Consider the following 16,342-nt stretch of genomic DNA (forward strand, 5'->3'; position numbering starts at 1 on the left):
TCAGATGAAGGTCGGGGGCGAGACGCCCGGGATTCTGCTGCGGCAGGAGGAGGGGGGGGGGGCCCCGCCGCCCCCGGGGGGCCCCCCCCCCGCGGCCGGCCGCGGCGGGGGGGGGCCCCGCCGGCCACACACGACACGGCATCAACCGTGGCTGACGCTACGGGGCGACCGCACTCAGGGAATCGATGTACGCGGAGATCGACGCCACGGTCGGATTGAGGAACATCTGGTCCATCGGGACCTCGACGCCCAACTCCTCCATAAAGGCGCCCTGAATCCCGACCATGATCACGGAATGGCCGCCGAGGGCGAAGAAATCATCGTCGACCGCTATGTCATCGCGCTGGAATTCACGGCACCAGATGGCGCGCACGATATCGGCAGTCATCACAGTCCTCTCGGTTGTCGTCAAGGTCCGTCGACTATGCCGTGGTGGCGCTGCCGGCGAACTGGTTCCGGCAGGCGCCGGCCAGCGCCGCGCGGTCCACTTTCCCGTGCGGGCTCAGCGGAATCCGCGCGATGTTCGTGAACCGGGCGGGCACCATGGTGCGCGGCAGCGTCGTCAGGAGGCGGGCGCGCACGTCGTCCTCGGCGAGGTCGTCCCCGGCCGGGACGATGAACGCGCTCAGTTCGGCCTCGCCGGCGTCGGTGTGGGTGACCACCACGGCGGCCTCCCGGATGCCGTCCAGCCGGCCGAGCGCGCGCTCGATGTCGGTGGGGTCGATGCGCATGCCGCGCACCTTCACCTGGGCGTCCATCCGGCCGGCGACGACGAGTTCGCCGGCCTCGTTCACATGGCCGCGGTCGCCCGTGCGGTACAGCCGGCGCGGCGCGCCGTCGACCTCGAGCGTCGTGAACTTCTCGTTCTCGGGGCCCGCGCCGCCCAGGTAGCCCGCGCCGACGCTGGCCCCGGAGATGCAGATCTCGCCGTACTCCCCCGCCCCGACCGCGCGCAGCTGCTCGTCGAGGAGGTGGATGTCGGTGTTGTAGGCCGGCCGGCCGACGGGGGCGATGTCCTGTTCGCCGGGCCGGTAGGCGGCGAGGTCGTAGGAGGTGGCGACGTCCGTGCACTCGGCGACGCCGTACTGGTGCAGCAGGGTGCAGGTGTTGCCCTCGCGCCGGGCCCAGCCGGTGAGGCGTTCGGTCTTCAGCGGCTCGCCGCCGAACAGTACGTAGTCCAGTTGGGTGAGCGCGTCGCCGCCGCGTGCGTTCTCCCAGTCCACCAGCAGGTACAGGGTGCTGGAGGCGCAGTGCACGACGCGTATGTCGTGCTCGCTCAGCATGCGGTAGGCCAGCATGGCGTCGAAGTTGCGGCTCGCCATCAGATACTGGGTGGCGCCGCAGAACAGCGGTGTCATCAGGGCGCGCTGGGAGAGGTCGAAGCCGAACGCGCTGACGACCAGGTTGTTCGAGCCCTGGTGCAGGCCGTATTCGAGCCGGAGCCAGTTCATCAGGTTGAACCAGCCCTCGTGCCGCACCGCGGTCAGCTTCGGCGTCCCGGTCGAACCGGACGTGAAGACCGCGTAACACAGGTCGTCCCCGGTGACCGTGACGCCTGGAGCGGTGGCCGGCAGGCCGGCGAGGTGCCCGGCGAGCTGCTGCAGGTCGATGACGTCGGCGGCCGCCGACTCGACCATCGGGGCCGTCGCCGGGGAGGCCACGATCAGGGCGAGATCGGGCACCTGGCCCAGCAGCAGCTGGAGCCGCGCCTGCGGGTAGGCGGGGTCGAACGGCACGTAGGCCGCGCCCGCCTTCAGCGTGCCGAGGATGGCGACGAGCATGTCGATGGAGTAGTCGAGACAGACGCCGACCTTCGCACCTCGGCCGTGTCCACGCGCGGCGAGGAAGTGCGCGAACCGGTTGGCCCGCACGTCCAGTTCGGCGTACGTCACCTGCCGGCCGGCCCAGAACACGGCGACGGCGTCGGGCGTCGCTGCCGCGTGCGCCTCGAACTGCCGGTGGACCACGGGCGCCGGGGGCAGGGCGACCCGCTTTCCCTGAAGGATCATTGAGTGGCTCCGATGTGAGAGATGTCCGGCCGGCGCGCCACGGGCAACGGGGCCGGCCGGCGCCCTGAGGGAGGTGCGCTGCTAGGCGGTGCGCTGTGGGGCGGTGCGCTGCTAGGCGGTGCGCTGTGGGGCGGTGCGCCGGTCGGCGTTTTCGAGCATCTGCGCCACCCACTTGTCGACGGGCAGACCGTGCGCGGCGGCGGCCTTCGAGTAGTACTCCAGCTGGCCGGCGGACAGTTCGATGGTGAGCGTGGTGACCTTCTGCGGGCGCTTGTCGGCGGCCGCCGGCTCGGCCGGCCGCGGCAGTTCCCGCTGCTCGTCGCCGCTGCCCGCAGCGATCTCGGCCGTGTCGCTCTGCGCGGCCAGGCTGGCACGGACCGCCCTGCGCAGTTCGTTGCGCGACCACTTCTGCTGTTCGGCCTTGCGCAGCCAGTAGTCCTGTTCCGGCGGCGAGAGGCGGGTCACCTCCGCGTGATGGGCGAAGCTGAGGCTGTCGCGCCTGCGGTGGTGCTCGAACCGGCGGGCCACCCACGCGTAGTTGCGCAGGGTCTGGTAGTCGAGCCCGGTCCGCTCGACCGCCTCCTTGTATCGCCGCCAGCCGTAGGTGGACTCCCCGTAGAGCAGCCAGTCGGCGAGCCACCACGCGGAGGAGTCCACGAGTTCGCGCAGGCCGGCCCCGATCTGCTCCCAGGACCGCTCCGACAGGTTCTGCGGGAAGGTCATCCCCGACTTCTGCACCTTGGCTTGTGACCCCACGAAGGGCAGGACCACATCGCGCTGCGCGGGCTCACCGCTGCCGGCCGCCGGCCCCGCCTTGTGTCTGCTCGCGGTCCTCACAGCGCCGCTCACACCCTTCAACTCCCCACTCAAAGTGTCTGCCTGGGCGTCAGCCGATCACTCGGCCGGGCACCCGGGCGGCGGTCACGTCGACTGTCGTATGCGCTTCGGCCGGTCCGCTCCCGTGCTGCGCGAGGGCCGGCGGGACATGGGTGCGCGGGCCGGCCCGCGGGGCCGAGCACCGCGGGCGTCGCGGACGCCGTAGGTGTGTGCGCCGTCGGTGTGTGCGCCGTCGGTGTCACAGACGTCGCAGGTGTACGTCGTTCGATGCCGCAGACGTCGTCGGTGTACGTCGTTTCGCGTCGCGGACGTCGTCGGTGCCGCGGACGTCGCGGGCATCGTGGGCGCCGCTGGTGTCGCGGGTGCCACTGGTGTCGCGGGCCGCGGTGTGTTGCGCCGGCGGGTGCGGTCGAGGTGAGCGGACGGTGTCGCGGGGTCCGCGGGCCCGGCGGCCGGCAGCCGCGTCTGCGAAAGGCCGCAGGTGCGTGCCGTACGGCCCCTTTTCCGCGTCACCGCCGTCGGTCACGGACGGTACCGACGGGCTGCGCCGCCCTCGACCCGGCTGTGTGCGGGCGGCGTTCAGTCCGCCGCCATGGCCTCGCGCAGGCTGCGGGGGCGCAGGTCGGTCCAGTTCTGCTCGACGTACTCCAGGCACTCGGCCCTGGCCGCCTCACCGAAGACCACCCGCCAGCCCGCGGGCACGTCGGCGAACACCGGCCACAGCGAGTGCTGGTCCTCGTCGTTGACCACAACAAAGAAGCGGCCGTCCTCGTCATCGAAGGGGTTCGTGCTCAACGGGCACCGTCCTTTAACCGTCATGGGGTGACTCGGAATGGGGCATCGCCGGTCCGGGTGCGGGACAGCACCGGGCGCAGGTGAGCCGACGGGCACTGTCCGGTCGACAGGACACCCGGGCGTCCGGTCGACAGGACACCCGGCATCGGCGGCGACCCCGGCGTTGCCACGTCACCGTAAGGACTCGACCGTCAGTGCTACAAGGGCGGCACGCGCACCGGCCCTCCCGGCGCCCGCCCGCACCCGCGCCCCGCCGGGATCCTGCGGGCTCACAGCGGGGCCCGCGGACCACCGGTGGCGCCCCCGGATCGCCCGGCCGCCGCGGCGTCACGCCCCCGGCGTCCGTGCGGCGCCCGCGCGGGATGTCCGCCGGGTTCCGGTCAGCGACCGTTTCGCAGCGGCGTCCACCCGGGTGACCCGCTCCCCCTCATGGGCGGGGAGTTGCCTGCCTGCCGCTGTAACGTGAGCCTCCTGCACCGCATGGCTGGATCGCGTGGAGTCCCACTGGAGAGAGCCCTGAGACCGGGGAGCGCACGTCCGTCAGCCGACGGCGCGGACGGCGGGCGGCTCGGCGGCGACGGCCCGCGCCCTGCCGGCCGGACACCGTCCCCCGGCCCGAAGACGCGCGGCCCGATCCGAGGGAGAGCGATGGACAGCACACCACCTGCCCTGCGCCTGTTCGTCCTGCACCACGCGGGGGGCTCGCACCTGCCGTACCGCCGCTGGCCGGACGGGCTGCCGGACACCTGGGACGTGCGGCTGCTCGACGCGCCGGGCCACGGCCTCCTCTTCGACCTGCCGCAGATCACCGACGCCGGCCGTCTCGCCGACTACCTGCTGGGCAGCATCGAGCCCGAACTGACCTGCCCCTACGCCCTCTTCGGGCACAGCATGGGCGCCCTGGTGACGTACGAGATCACCCGGCGGGTCGCCGACCGGGGCCTGCCGCTGCCGGTGTGGGTCGGTGTCTCCGCACGGACGGCGCCCCAGCTGGCCGGGCGGGGCAACCGCTACCACGAGCTGCCCGACGCCGAGCTGCGCACGCGTCTGAAGCTGCTCGGCGGCACGCCCGACGACATCTTCGACAACCCCGACCTGTGGGACCTGTTCGCGCCGATCATCCGGGCCGACCTGCGGCTGGTGGAGACCTGGCGCCCCGCTCCCGACGCCGCCGCCCTGCCGGTGGCGCTGTCCGCCTACGCGGGCGGCGCGGACCACTCCGCTTCACCGCAGCGGATGACCGGCTGGGAGGAGCACACCGAGCGCTTCCTGGGCCTGCGGGTCTTCGACGGCGGTCACTTCTACTTCCAGGACGATCCCGGACCGCTGCTGCGGCAGATCGAGCAGGACGTGAGCACGGCGCTCGACGCGGCGGGCGCCACCCGTTCCTGAACCTGCCCCGACGCAGCGGGCGCGGCCCGCTCCGGAACGGCCGCGTGGCCGCCGGCACGCGGGCCGTGCGACGGCCGCGAGCGGCCGGGATGCCGGACCGTGCGGGCCGCGACGGCTGCCGGCCGGCCTGAAGCGCCGCCGTCACCGGCACGTTGGACAACAGGCACGGCCCGCACGGCGCCCGTGGATCGGGCCCGCCCCGCGCGGCGACACCCTGCGGCCCACCCGTGTCGCAATCTGTGCGCTCGAAACGGCCCGGTTCGAGGAACACCGCCTGTATGCCCGGGAGATGACAGGCGCCCCTCGCCGGGTCCCGAGGGCACCCGCGGACCGGCGTCACCGTCGCGCCGTCGCCGCATCCGGCAGCCCGCCGCGCCCGCCGCGCCGGTGCCGAGCGTCCCGCACGCACGCGCGGCGAGGACCGCTCCTCGCGGGCGGGATCCCGGCGCGTTCCTGGTCAACTGCGGTGCCGTGCACGCCTTGTGGCTGGTGGGCACCGGTGTCCCCGTATCCGCCGCGCCGGCCGCCGGCCTGCTCGTGCACCCGGGCGCCGCGCTCGGCCACCGCGTCGCCGTCCGCGGTCTTGCCGCGCAAGCTACCCGCGCCCGACACGGGTGACCTACTCTGCAGCCGACGGACCGCACAAGTACGTCATCAGCCAAGTGCGGACGACTCTCAGGAGCGGGGAATGACGCGAGCGAAGAGACCAAGGGCCGGCGTGATCGGTGTGGCGGCGGCCGTGATCACGGCCACCGCCTTAACAAGTCCCGCCCAGGCATCCCGGGACACGGCACCCACGGCGGCCGACCACCAGGCGACGCAGAGCGCGATCGACGCGGCCGTCGCCGCCGGTGTCCCCGGCGTCACCGCCCAAGTGCGCGACGCCGGCGGAATATGGAAGTCCGCGGCGGGCGTGGGCAACCTGGAGACGGGTGCGCCGCGCGGCAAGAACGACCGGTTCCGCATCGGCAACATCACCAACACGTTCGTGGCGACGGTCCTGCTGCAGATGGCGGCGGAGAAGAAGCTCAGCCTCGACGACAGCGTCGAGCGCCATCTGCCGGGCCTGGTGACGGGCCACGGCAACGACGGCCGCGCCATCACCGTACGCCAGCTCCTCAACCACACCAGCGGTCTGTTCGACTACCTCGCCGACCCGGAGTACGGCCAGACCTACCTGGCGGGCGACGGCTACCTCCAGCACCGCTACGACACCCAGACGCCCCAGCAGCGCGTGGCGGTGGCGCTCTCGCACGCGCCGCTGTTCGCGCCCGGTGCCCGGCACTGGTTCTCCAACACCAACGACATCCTGGCCGCGCTGATCGTCGAGAAGGTCGGCGGCAGGCCGTACGAGGACGAGGTGCGCGCGCGCATCATCGAACCCCTGGGGCTCAAGGCGACGTCCAACCCCGGCACCAGCGCCGGCCTGCCCCGGCCGAGCAGCCGCGGCTACTCCAAGCTCTTCTACGTGCAGCCCGAGCGGATCGACGACGTCACCGAGGTGAACGCGTCACAGGTCTGGGGCAACGGCGACATCATCTCCAGCGCGGGCGACCTGGACCGCTTCTACGGGGCCCTGATGCGCGGGAAGCTGCTGCCGGCGCGGCAGCTGAAGGAGATGAAGACGACCGTCGACAACCCCGACTTCCCGGGCTCGTCCTACGGACTGGGCATCGAGCGGCTGACGCTGGGCTGCGGCACCACCGTCTGGTATCACGACGGGGGCACGGTGGGGTGGCTCACCCTGGCCGCTTTCACCGAGGACGGCCGCCACCAACTCGCGTTCAACTACAACAGCAACTGGGGAGCGGAGACCCTCCTTCCCATTCTGAACGCCGAGTTCTGCCAGACGCCTTCCGCCTCACGCTGAGGCAGCCGCACCCCGCCTTTTCCGCGGCCGCGGCACCAGGACGCCGGCCCGCACCCCCGCCGTGTCCGACCGCGGCGTGCGGAGCCGGGCCGGCTCCCGGCCCGGCGGCCGGCCAGGGATGCGATCAGTGCCGTCGACCACCTCACCCTGCTGCTGCTTGCCGACGCCGCGGGCAGCATCGTCCAGTGCATGGATGCCGCCCGCGGCCTCCCGCACGCGGTGGGCATGACGGGTGCGGACACCCGCCTGCTGAGCGCCCTTGACCGCCAGGCGCGCAGCGGGGCACGTCCGTGGTCGTCGGCCGCGTCGGCGAGCCGCCCGCGTCGACGCCGGGGTCGTGCGGGCTCTCCTCGACAGCGGGCGCGGCGCACCCCGCGCTGCCGGAGTCGGCTGCGGGGACGATGCCGGCGCTGAGGGGCTGCCTGCACGCCGTGCAGCACGGGGTGCGCCGCGGCGGACAGCGCGGCACTGAGCGCCGGCCGGGCGTCCTGCGGGCCAGGACGCCCAGGAGGTCTTGCGCACGGCTGTCGGCGTGCGCACTCGTCGACCCGGGCGTGGCCGTGTGGCCAGGCCCGGGTCAGGGAGTGTCCCCTGTCGTCGCCGCAGGGTCGTGTTCTCGCGGACGTATCCCGGTTGAGCCGTGTTTCTTCTCCCGGGATCCGTGTGGAGGGAATGCGCGGCAGTCCGCCGGCGGGGTGGTGTCCTCCTTGTCTTTTCGGGAGCGCACCGGCATGTCCGGTGCAGGGGAACGGAAAAAGGATTCGGGCCGCGGGTCAGGGCGCCTCGCGGGTCCGCGGTTCCGGGTGAACGGGCATCAGGGCAGTTTCTCCATCAGTGCGGCGGTGGCGCGATGGCGGCTGCACGTGCGCCGGCTGAAGGACTGCTGTACGCGGTCGCGGACGTGGGGGGCCTGCTCCTGGCTGAGTTTGAACATGCCGTCGGCGCCGGTGACGGTGAACCGGAAGGCGCCCACGGCCGGCAGGATCCCGCGGAAGTAGTCGACGGACTCGGACATGTCCCAGCCCGTGCCGAACAGGCCCTCGAAGGCGCGCACGGTGGACTGCACCACCTGCAGTGCCTCCTCGGCCGAGACGTCCTCGTCGATCCTCTCGATCGTGCCGCGCACATGCACCGAGGTGAAGTTCCAGGTGGGAGCCGCCGGCGTCACCTCGTACACGGTGGGTGAGACGTAGGCGTGCGGTCCGGTGAAGGCCAGGACCGCGGTGGCCCCCGACCCGAGTGCGGCCCAGTGCGGATTGGCCCTGTTCATGTGGCCGAGCAGGACGGCGCCCGACAGGTCGGCGGCCCACTCGCCGCTCGCCCGGGGGTCCGGGATGACGGGCAGGTGGGTGGCGAACGGGCCGTCGGCATCGGTGCCGTTGCTCACCAGGAGCGCCAGCGGGTTGCCGCGGATCAGGTCGGCCGTCCAGGAACCGTCCGGTTCCCGGTACGGCGGGGGAACGAACATCTCATACCGCCCCTTCGGATTCGGCGTGGCTTTGCTTTGTCGGCGAGGAAACTAGCCATGCCTTCTTTCGGGCCGTTATCGATCGGACTTCGCCGGCTGAACTCCCGGGAAAGGGAGCACGGTTGGCCGAAATAGGTTCGATAACGAAAGGGAAACCCGCGCGGATAACTTTGTTGGAAGCGCGGTAACTGCCCGGGATCGGAGTGAGGCGAGAGTATGTTCCATGTAAATTCTGAGGTCGGTGCGCTGAAGCAAGTCGTCCTGCACGAGCCCGGTCTGGACTTCGAGCGGCTGACCCCGGACAACAAGGACGAGCTGCTCTTCGACGACGTCGTCTGGGTCTCCCGGGCGAAGGAGGAGCACCGGGCTTTCCAGCAGCTTCTGCGTGAGCGGGGAGTCACGGTCCATCTCCTGCACGAGCTGCTCGCCGAGACGGTCAAGGCCGAGGAGGCGGTGGCGTTCATCCTGGGCCGCGTCCTGGACGAGCGCCAGCCGCACCTGGGTGCGTCGCTGGCCCGGGCGGCGCGGCAGGCGCTGACCGCGATGGGGCCCGGTGATCTGGCCACGCACCTGCTGGGCGGCCTGAGCAAGCGTGAGCTGCTGGAGGCGCTGGGAGAGCGCCGTGGCGGGGTCCGCTCGTTCGGTCTCGACCTGCTGGCCGACGACGACTTCGTCCTGGCGCCGCTGCCCAACTCGCTGTTCACCCGCGACACCAGCTGCTGGGTCTACGACGGGGTCTCGGTCAACCCGATGCGCAAGGCCGGGCGCAAGCGCGAGACGGTCAACTACGAGGCGATCTACGCCTTCCACCCGATGTTCGCGGACGCCGGCGCGCGGCGCTGGATCGACGGCGAGGCGATGGCGCCGGCCGCGATCGAGGGCGGCGACGTCGAGGTGATCGGCAACGGCACCGTCCTGGTCGGTCTCGGTGAGCGCACCACGCCCGCCGGTGTGGAGCTTTTGGCCCGGCGCCTCTTCGCGGCCGGTTCGGCCCGGCGGGTGATCGCCGTGGAGCTGCCCAAGGCCCGCGCGTTCATGCACCTGGACACGGTGATGACCATGGTGGACAAGGACGCCTTCACCCTCTTCACCGGCCTCGACCGGGCCAGGCTGCGGTCCTGGACGCTGACCCCCTCGGCCGGCCCGGTCCCCGACGTCAGCGAGAACGCCGATCTGTTCGCCGCGCTCGCCGGCGCGCTGGACCTGGACACGGTCCGCGTCCTGCAGAGCGAGCAGGACGCGTTCAGTGCCGAGCGCGAGCAGTGGAACGACGGCTGCAACCTCCTGGCCGTCGCTCCCGGCACCGTCATCGCCTACGAGGTCAACGAACACAGCAACCGGATGCTCGAGGAGAACGGCATCGAGGTGCTGCGGATCCGGGGCGACCAGCTCGGCCGGGGCCGCGGCGGCCCGCGCTGCATGAGCTGCCCCCTCGAACGCGACGCCGTCTGAGTCCGCCCGCGCGGCGCCCGGCTGCGCGCCGGTGAGAGCGGCGGCAGGCGCGAGCGCCGCGGCTCACGGCACGACCCGAGTCCCCCCTGACCGAGAGGAAGAGCGATGTCCCAGAGGCCGGCCGTCCGTCAGGCCACACACCGCCACTACCTGATGTGCCGTCCCACGCACTTCGACGTCACCTACGCGATCAACCCCTGGATGGATCCCGGCAAGCCGGTCGACACCGATCTGGCGATCGAGCAGTGGGAGGGCCTGAGACGGCTCTATGAGGAGTACGGGCACACGGTCGATCTCCTCGAACCCGTGGCGGGGCTGCCCGACATGGTCTTCTCCGCCAACGGGGCGACCGTCGTGGACGACCGGGTCCTCATCGCCCGCTTCCGCCATCCGCAGCGGGCCGCGGAGGCCCCGGCCCACCAGGAGTGGTTCACCTCCCGCGGCTACCGTGAGGTCCACTCGGCCACGTATGTCAACGAGGCCGAGGGCGACTACATGGTGGTGGGCCGCACGGTCCTGGCGGGCACCGGGTTTCGTACCGACCCGCGCGCCCATGCCGAGCTGCGTGAGGCGCTGGGCTGCCCGGTGGTCACCCTCACGCTGACCGACCCGCGGTTCTACCACCTGGACACGGCGCTCGCCGTGCTCTCCGACACCGACGTCATGTACTACCCGGACGCGTTCTCGCCGGACAGTCTCGCCACCCTGCGCGAGCTGTTCCCCGACGCGGTCGTGGCCGCAAGGGCCGACGCGGAGGCCTTCGGCCTGAACGCGGTGTCCGACGGGCGGCACGTGTTCCTGCCCGACACCGCGACCGGACTGGCCGCGCGGCTGCGCCGGCGCGGCTTCGAGCCGGTCGGGGTGGATCTGTCCGAACTGCTCAAGGCGGGCGGCAGCGTGAAGTGCTGCACGTTGGAGATCCGCCACCAGGCCCACGCCTGACCCCCACCCATCGACGCGGTCGACGAGGGCGCCGAGCCCGGTCCACGTCGCGGCAACGCCAGCGGGAGACTGTCCATGAATACGCGTGCAATTGACACCTACGATGTGGTTGGCATCGGATTCGGCCCGTCCAATCTGTCGCTCGCCATCTCCCTGGAGGAGCATCACGCCAATGTGCTGACCAACCCGGTGACCTCCGCCTTCTTCGAGCGTCAGCCGCAGTTCGGCTGGCACCGCAACATGCTGCTGCCGTCGGCGACGATGCAGATCTCTTTCCTGAAGGACCTGGTCACCTTCCGCAATCCGGTCTCGCGGTTCAGCTTCGTGTCGTTCCTGCACGCGCAGGGCCGGCTCGCCCAGTTCGTGAACCGCAAGGACTTCTTCCCGACCCGCCAGGAGTTCCACCAGTACCTGGAATGGGCGGAGTCGGGCATGACCAACGTGGTCACCTACAACTCGGCCGTCACCGCGATCCGCCGGCCGCCGCCCGATGACGCGAGCTCGGCCTGCCAGGTGCAGATCGAGGTCCGCGACACCGCCGACGGAAGCCTCCGGCGGGTGAACGCGCACAACGTCGTCATCTCCACGGGCCTGCAACCGCGTATGCCGGACGGTGTGGTGCGCGACGAACGGGTCTGGCACAGCTCGGAGTTCTTGGCGCAGTACCGTCTGGCCGACCCCGCACAGCTCAAAAGCGTCGCGGTGGTGGGCGCCGGGCAGAGCGCGGCGGAGATCACCAAGTTCTTGCACGCGCAGCTGCCGCACGCGCAGGTGCACGCCGTCTTCCCGTCCTACGGCTACTCCATCGCCGACGACACGCCCTTCGCCAACCAGGTCTTCGACGCCGAAGCGGTCGACGACTACTACTACGGCAACGAGCCGACCCGTGAGGCGTTCTGGCGCTACCACCGCAACACCAACTACGGGGTGGTGGACGACGCCGACATCAGGGCGCTCTACCAGATCGCCTACGACGAGGACGTCTGCGGCACCAAGCGGCTGCACTTCCACAACCAGACGAAGGTGGCCTCCGTCGTGCGGGACGGGCCCGGGGCACGGGTGCTGCTGCGGCGGCTGGACGGCGCACAGCGCGAACTGGGCGTCGACGCGATCGTCTTCGCGACCGGCTACGCCACCATGGACCCCACGAGCCTGCTCGGCGACCTCGACCGCTACTGCCTGCGCGACGCGTCGGGACGCCACCGGGTGACCCGCGGCTACCGGCTGGTCACCACGCCGGAACTGCCCTGCGGGATCTATCTGCAGGGCGGTACGGAGCACACGCACGGCCTGACGTCGTCGCTGCTTTCGAACATCGCCGTGCGCAGCGGCGAGATAGCCGATGCCGTCATCAAGGAGCGCACCGAGCGCCATCTGGCTGCGGCAGGGTCCGCGGTCCTGCAGAGCGCCGACAAGTCGGCCTGACCGCGGACGAGGAAGAGCGTTCCAGGGTGGCTGTTCCGCGGGTCCCGGGCGTTCGTCCCGGGACGTGCGGGCCTGCCGGGAATGTGAAGGACCCGCACAGGCAGGGCGTGGCGCAGGCAGACGGCCGGGCACAAAGGATCCGCGGCCCGGCGGGTGTGCCCGCGGCCGCGCGTCTGCGGTACTGCCCCGCACATGTCACAGGGGTCGCTAGGGCCCAGAGGGAGGCGTCACGATGGATTCCATGGCAGGCGCGGCGGTCGCCGGCTCGGTGATGCTGAGCACGACGGCGCTGCTGGCCACGGGGCTGGTCTGGGTCTCGTCGAGCTGGAGGCGGCAGCGGCGCGGAGCGGAGCGGGCCGCGGCGCAGCAGGAGGCGTTGCGGGCCGAACTGGCCGAGCTGTGCCGGCGGGTGGGAGCGCTGCAGCAGCTCCTCGAAGGCGTGGACTGACACCCGCCGGCGCCGACGGCTCAGGTGGGGGGCGGGGGCGGGGCCGCCTGTGCTGCGGCGACCAGCTGGCGCAGGTGGTCGGGGCGTGTGGTGCCGGGGATGACGGCGACATGGGGGCCGAGGCCGAACAGCCGGCCCAGGACGGCGGGCAGGTCGTCGCCGATGAGCCGCCCTTTGCCCAGCGGGCGGTAGGCGACGTAGGTGATGCCCAGGGCGCGGCAGTGCTCCAGGGCCGGGTCGTGGCCCTGGAGCAGGTTCATCGGGTTCTGGACCGCGGCGATCGGGGTGATGCCGCGCGCGCGGTCGATCTCCCCGACGCCGACGCGGGACAGTCCGATGGCGGCGATCTTCCCTTCGTGGCGCAGGTCGGCGAGGGTGCCCAGCTGGTCGCTGAAGGGGACTGCCGTATCCACGCGGTGCAGGTAGCACAGGGACAGCCGCTCGCATCCCAGCCGGCGCAGGGACGCCTCGACGGCGTGGCGCAGGTAGGCGGGGCGGCCCAGCGGCTCGTACACGCCGGGGCCGGGCCGCACCAGTCCGACCTTGGTGGCCACCAGCAGGTCGTCCGGGTAGGGGTGCAGTGCCCGGCGGACGAGCTCTTCGACGGTGTGCGGGCCGTAGGAGTCGGCGGTGTCGAGGTGGCTGACGCCGCTCTCGCCGACGGCGGTGCGCAGGAGCCTGACGGCTGCGGCGCTGTCGGCGGGTGCTCCCCAGTTGCCCGGGCCGGCCAGGCGCATCGTGCCCAGGCCGAGGCGGGAGACGATCCGCCCGGCCAGCCGGAGCGGCCCGCCGGGCAGGCTGTGGCGGGCGGGTGCTGTTGCGCTCGCTGCGGGTGTGCCGGGGCGCGCCGGGTCGTGGGCCGTCATGCGGAAACCGCGGGGTGGCGGGCGTCGAAGAGGTCCAGGAGGCGGGCGGCGGTGTCGTCCTGGGACAGGCCGTCGGTGGCCAGGACGGTCCAGGCCGGGTCGTCGGCGATCTGCTCGATGCAGAACGTGTCGAGGGCGGCGATGCCGTGCGGGTGGGCGCGCAGGTAGGCGTTGAGTCCGTGGGCGTCGCCGTTTCTGCGTCCGGCCCGGCGTTCGCGTTCGGCCGGCGAGCAGGTCAGATACACCTGGACGGTGAAGCGGGGCGCACAGGTGCGGGCCCAGGTGTCGCTGAGGTATCCCTCGCCGGGGGTGAAGAAGGCGTTGTTGCAGTACTGGGTGAACCAGTGCCGGTCCTGGATGAGGACGGGGCCCTGGCGCCCGGTGTAGGCGCAGTCGGTGGCGAGTTCGCTGTCGATCAGCATCTGGGCGGACTTGAGGGCGTTGAACGGGCGCAGCAGGTCCGGGTCGGGGAAGGGGCGGCCGCCGCTCGCGCCGACGGCGCGCTTCGCCCGCAGCTGCAGCGCCTGGGTGGCGTCGCTGTCGCAGACGTAGCAGTGGCGTGAGTGGACCTCGCTGCCCCGGGCCCGCAGCAGCGCGGTGAGGCGGCTCGCCGTCGTCGACTTGCCGGCGAAGTTGAGCCCTTCCAGGAGCACGCCCCTGAGTGTCGCCCTGCGCGCACCGTCCATCATCGCTCCTCACGCTCTGCCGGCGGCTGAGATCAGGTCCCGGCGAAGCCGTCGCAGGATCCTGGTGTAGCGGTCGTGCTCGACGCGCAGTGACGCGTGGGGGCCGGGCGTTCCCGGCGGCTGGTATCTGCGGGCGGCGTGGCCGCCCACGAGGGCGCGGGCCTTGCGGGTGGCTCGGCCGCCGCCGCTGACGGCGCCGATGTAGGCGGTCACCGTCGCGGCCTGGTCGTCGAAGAGCCACCAGGCGCCGCTGTCGGGCTGGATCATGCCGACGACGAAGAGGCCGTCGTGTGCGGGGTGGAAGAGGTGCAGTGCGAGGTCGGGGTAGCGGCCCGACTCCCGCTGGGGCAGGTCGTCGGCGGACAGGAAGGGAAGGGAGGCGTGAAAGCCGGTGGCGTGGACGATGACGTCGACCTCCTCCTCCGAGCCGTCGGTGAACCGGACCCGGTCACCGCGCAGTTCGGCCACGTCGGGCTTGGAGACGACGGCGCCGTGGGCGACGTGGTGCACCAGTTCGGAGTTGAGGATGAGCCGCCCGTCCATGATGCGCCGGGACGGGCGCGGCAGCCCGAATCTGGCGGGATCGCCGAAGACGCACCAGATCGCCGCCCGCCGGATCCAGCGGTGCACGAAGCGCGGGGCGCGTACGCGCACGAACCACTCCATGACCTCGTCCATCGGCCGCCCCAGGAAGTACTTGGGCAGGTAGTGGCAGCCCTGGCGGACCGAGTGCAGGGTGCGGGCGGCGACGCGTGAGGACTCCACCGCGATGTCGGTCCCGGAGTTCCCGGTTCCCACGATCAGGACGCGTTTGCCCTGCAGCACGCCGGGGGTGCGGTACTCGCTGGAGTGCAGGACCCGGCCGTCGAAGTGTCCGGGGAAGCGGGCCGGGCGGGGATCCCAGTGGTGTCCGGAGGCGACGACGACGCCCCGGTACAGGCAGGTGGCGCCGTCCTCGAACGTCACCGACCATGCCTCGCCCCGGCGCTGGACCTGTCGCACCGCGCGGGCGTAGCGGATGTGCTCGGGCAGCTGGTGGGCGTGCGCGTAGTCGGTGAGGTAGGCGAGCGCCTCGCGGTGGCCGAGGAAGTCCTGGGCCGCGGCCGGCATCGGGAAGCCGCGAAAGGCGCTGAGCCGCTTGGAGGAGATCATGCAGGTGGAGCGGTAGACGGCGCTGCCGGGCCGGCCGTAGCGCCAGATCCCGCCCAGGCTGTCGTGGCGTTCCACGATCTCGAAGGGCAGGCCGGCGTCGCGGAAGTTCTTGGCGGTGGCCAGCCCGGCCGGGCCCGCGCCGATGATGCACCAGCGGTCGGTGCGGTCGTCGGGGCCGGCCGGCCCGCTCAGCGGCGCTGTCACCTGACCGGCCACCGATCCGCCAGGGTGCCGGCGGCGGCCGGCGTCTGGGCGGGCGGGCGGCCCGTAGCGGCGTCGAAGCGCTCGAGGACGGCGTCGGTCATCTCCTGCGGCGAGAGCCGGTCGGAGGCCAGCACCAGCCAGTGCGGGCTGTCGTGGACGAGCGTGGTGGTGAACGTCTCCAGGCGGGCGACGTCGTCGAGGTGGCGGCGCAGGAACGCGTTGAGCGGGTGCTTGGCCTTGGCGCCGTCGCGGGCCGCGGCCCGGCGGCGCCGGGTCGCGGCGTCGCAGGTCAGGTAGACCTGCACGGCGAACCTCGGCACGCACGAGGCGATCCAGGCCGGGCTGAGGTAGCCCTCGGCGGGAGTGAAGTACTGGTTGAAGGCGTACTGGGCGAGCCAGTAGCGGTCCTGGACGAGGATCTCGCCGGGCACGGGCCGGCGCCGGCCGAACAGGTCGGTGTCCAGGATGAGCTGGGCCGAGCGGCGGCTGTTGAAGCGGCGCCAGGTGGGCGGGTGGCGAAAGTCGTGGTGTTCGGCGCCGTCGAAGACGCTCAGTGCCTCGTCCAGCAGCGAGCGCACGAGCGGGTCGCCGCTGAGGGTCGCGTGCGCGGCGCGCACGGTCGGTGCGCGCCGGCGCAGACCGTCGCTGACCTGGCGGGCCAGAGTGCTTTTCCCGCTGTACTCGTGACCCTCTATGAGAATGCCGGGCACGGGCGGTGTGTCCATGTCGACTCCAGCGTGGATCGCGGTGTGCCGCCCCGGCGCCGGGGCGGGCACCTGGGCGGGCGCCTGGGCGG

General features: G+C 72.0%; 15 protein-coding genes. 6 read left to right on the top strand and 9 right to left on the bottom strand.

Annotated features, from left to right (window positions below; translation table 11 throughout):
* Positions 1-157: 157 nt before the first annotated feature.
* From ACFV0T_RS25435 to ACFV0T_RS25450, 4 genes are all read right to left on the bottom strand, one after another.
* Positions 158-388, bottom strand: a complete 231-nt coding sequence (locus ACFV0T_RS25435; protein WP_385783371.1) for an acyl carrier protein — start codon at positions 386-388, stop codon at positions 158-160.
* A gap of 34 nt (positions 389-422) precedes the next feature.
* Positions 423-2,009 (bottom strand): amino acid adenylation domain-containing protein, encoded by a 1,587-nt coding sequence (locus tag ACFV0T_RS25440; RefSeq protein ID WP_385783373.1) that lies wholly within the window; start codon positions 2,007-2,009, stop codon positions 423-425.
* Positions 2,010-2,120: 111 nt separating this feature from the next.
* The gene (locus ACFV0T_RS25445; protein ID WP_385783376.1) at positions 2,121-2,858 is read right to left on the bottom strand and encodes an LmbU family transcriptional regulator; all 738 of its coding nucleotides are present in this window, start codon (positions 2,856-2,858) and stop codon (positions 2,121-2,123) included.
* 567 nt (positions 2,859-3,425) lie between these two features.
* A complete protein-coding gene (locus ACFV0T_RS25450; protein ID WP_385783379.1) occupies positions 3,426-3,641 on the bottom strand; it encodes an MbtH family protein in 216 nt (71 codons plus the stop codon).
* A gap of 648 nt (positions 3,642-4,289) precedes the next feature.
* Between ACFV0T_RS25450 and ACFV0T_RS25455 the strand changes: the two genes are divergently transcribed.
* Together ACFV0T_RS25455 and ACFV0T_RS25460 are read left to right on the top strand one after the other, a co-directional pair.
* The gene (locus ACFV0T_RS25455) at positions 4,290-5,033 is read left to right on the top strand and encodes a thioesterase II family protein (RefSeq protein WP_385783381.1); all 744 of its coding nucleotides are present in this window, start codon (positions 4,290-4,292) and stop codon (positions 5,031-5,033) included.
* Positions 5,034-5,721: 688 nt separating this feature from the next.
* Positions 5,722-6,903: a serine hydrolase domain-containing protein gene (locus ACFV0T_RS25460; protein WP_385783384.1), complete on the top strand. Its 1,182-nt coding sequence runs from the start codon at positions 5,722-5,724 to the stop codon at positions 6,901-6,903.
* Between the two features lie 814 nt (positions 6,904-7,717).
* Here ACFV0T_RS25460 and ACFV0T_RS25465 read toward each other — a convergent pair.
* Positions 7,718-8,371, bottom strand: coding sequence for an FMN-binding negative transcriptional regulator (locus ACFV0T_RS25465; RefSeq protein ID WP_385783387.1), 654 nt, complete (start codon positions 8,369-8,371; stop codon positions 7,718-7,720).
* 216 nt (positions 8,372-8,587) lie between these two features.
* Between ACFV0T_RS25465 and ACFV0T_RS25470 the strand changes: the two genes are divergently transcribed.
* From ACFV0T_RS25470 to ACFV0T_RS25485, 4 genes are all read left to right on the top strand, one after another.
* Positions 8,588-9,823 (top strand): arginine deiminase, encoded by a 1,236-nt coding sequence (locus ACFV0T_RS25470; RefSeq protein ID WP_385783388.1) that lies wholly within the window; start codon positions 8,588-8,590, stop codon positions 9,821-9,823.
* A 105-nt stretch (positions 9,824-9,928) separates the two neighbouring features.
* Positions 9,929-10,765, top strand: coding sequence for a dimethylargininase (gene ddaH, locus ACFV0T_RS25475; RefSeq protein ID WP_385783390.1), 837 nt, complete (start codon positions 9,929-9,931; stop codon positions 10,763-10,765).
* Between the two features lie 75 nt (positions 10,766-10,840).
* Positions 10,841-12,190: a lysine N(6)-hydroxylase/L-ornithine N(5)-oxygenase family protein gene (locus ACFV0T_RS25480; RefSeq protein ID WP_385783393.1), complete on the top strand. Its 1,350-nt coding sequence runs from the start codon at positions 10,841-10,843 to the stop codon at positions 12,188-12,190.
* Between the two features lie 232 nt (positions 12,191-12,422).
* Positions 12,423-12,638, top strand: coding sequence for a hypothetical protein (locus tag ACFV0T_RS25485; protein WP_385783396.1), 216 nt, complete (start codon positions 12,423-12,425; stop codon positions 12,636-12,638).
* A 20-nt stretch (positions 12,639-12,658) separates the two neighbouring features.
* Here ACFV0T_RS25485 and ACFV0T_RS25490 read toward each other — a convergent pair whose 3' ends face one another.
* The 4 genes from ACFV0T_RS25490 to ACFV0T_RS25505 are packed head-to-tail and all read right to left on the bottom strand — an operon-like array spanning position 12,659 to position 16,271.
* Positions 12,659-13,504 (bottom strand): aldo/keto reductase, encoded by an 846-nt coding sequence (locus ACFV0T_RS25490; RefSeq protein ID WP_385783399.1) that lies wholly within the window; start codon positions 13,502-13,504, stop codon positions 12,659-12,661.
* The gene (locus ACFV0T_RS25495) at positions 13,501-14,157 is read right to left on the bottom strand and encodes a hypothetical protein (protein WP_385783402.1); all 657 of its coding nucleotides are present in this window, start codon (positions 14,155-14,157) and stop codon (positions 13,501-13,503) included. Before ACFV0T_RS25495 ends, ACFV0T_RS25490 begins: the two co-directional genes overlap by 4 nt.
* Positions 14,158-14,199: 42 nt before the next feature.
* On the bottom strand, positions 14,200-15,558 hold the full coding sequence (locus ACFV0T_RS25500; protein ID WP_385783405.1) for a flavin-containing monooxygenase: 1,359 nt from the start codon (positions 15,556-15,558) through the stop codon (positions 14,200-14,202).
* Entirely contained in the window at positions 15,543-16,271 is a 729-nt protein-coding gene (locus tag ACFV0T_RS25505; protein WP_385783408.1) for a hypothetical protein, read from the bottom strand. The genes ACFV0T_RS25500 and ACFV0T_RS25505 overlap by 16 nt, the downstream gene beginning before the upstream one ends.
* Positions 16,272-16,342 lie beyond the last annotated feature (71 nt).

The sequence above is a fragment of the Streptomyces sp. NPDC059582 genome (assembly GCF_042735715.1).
Classification (GTDB): Bacteria; Actinomycetota; Actinomycetes; order Streptomycetales; family Streptomycetaceae; genus Streptomyces.

What these genes read in the sequence shown, in the direction of transcription:
- ACFV0T_RS25435 (WP_385783371.1), bottom strand. Translation starts at nt 388, where the DNA reads ATGACTGCCGATATCGTGCGCGCCATCTGGTGCCGTGAATTCCAGCGC.
- ACFV0T_RS25440 (WP_385783373.1), bottom strand. Translation starts at nt 2,009, where the DNA reads ATGATCCTTCAGGGAAAGCGGGTCGCCCTGCCCCCGGCGCCCGTGGTC.
- ACFV0T_RS25455 (WP_385783381.1), top strand. Translation starts at nt 4,290, where the DNA reads ATGGACAGCACACCACCTGCCCTGCGCCTGTTCGTCCTGCACCACGCG.
- ACFV0T_RS25460 (WP_385783384.1), top strand. Translation starts at nt 5,722, where the DNA reads ATGACGCGAGCGAAGAGACCAAGGGCCGGCGTGATCGGTGTGGCGGCG.
- ACFV0T_RS25465 (WP_385783387.1), bottom strand. Translation starts at nt 8,371, where the DNA reads ATGTTCGTTCCCCCGCCGTACCGGGAACCGGACGGTTCCTGGACGGCC.
- ACFV0T_RS25470 (WP_385783388.1), top strand. Translation starts at nt 8,588, where the DNA reads ATGTTCCATGTAAATTCTGAGGTCGGTGCGCTGAAGCAAGTCGTCCTG.
- ddaH (WP_385783390.1), top strand. Translation starts at nt 9,929, where the DNA reads ATGTCCCAGAGGCCGGCCGTCCGTCAGGCCACACACCGCCACTACCTG.
- ACFV0T_RS25480 (WP_385783393.1), top strand. Translation starts at nt 10,841, where the DNA reads ATGAATACGCGTGCAATTGACACCTACGATGTGGTTGGCATCGGATTC.
- ACFV0T_RS25485 (WP_385783396.1), top strand. Translation starts at nt 12,423, where the DNA reads ATGGATTCCATGGCAGGCGCGGCGGTCGCCGGCTCGGTGATGCTGAGC.
- ACFV0T_RS25490 (WP_385783399.1), bottom strand. Translation starts at nt 13,504, where the DNA reads ATGACGGCCCACGACCCGGCGCGCCCCGGCACACCCGCAGCGAGCGCA.
- ACFV0T_RS25505 (WP_385783408.1), bottom strand. Translation starts at nt 16,271, where the DNA reads ATGGACACACCGCCCGTGCCCGGCATTCTCATAGAGGGTCACGAGTAC.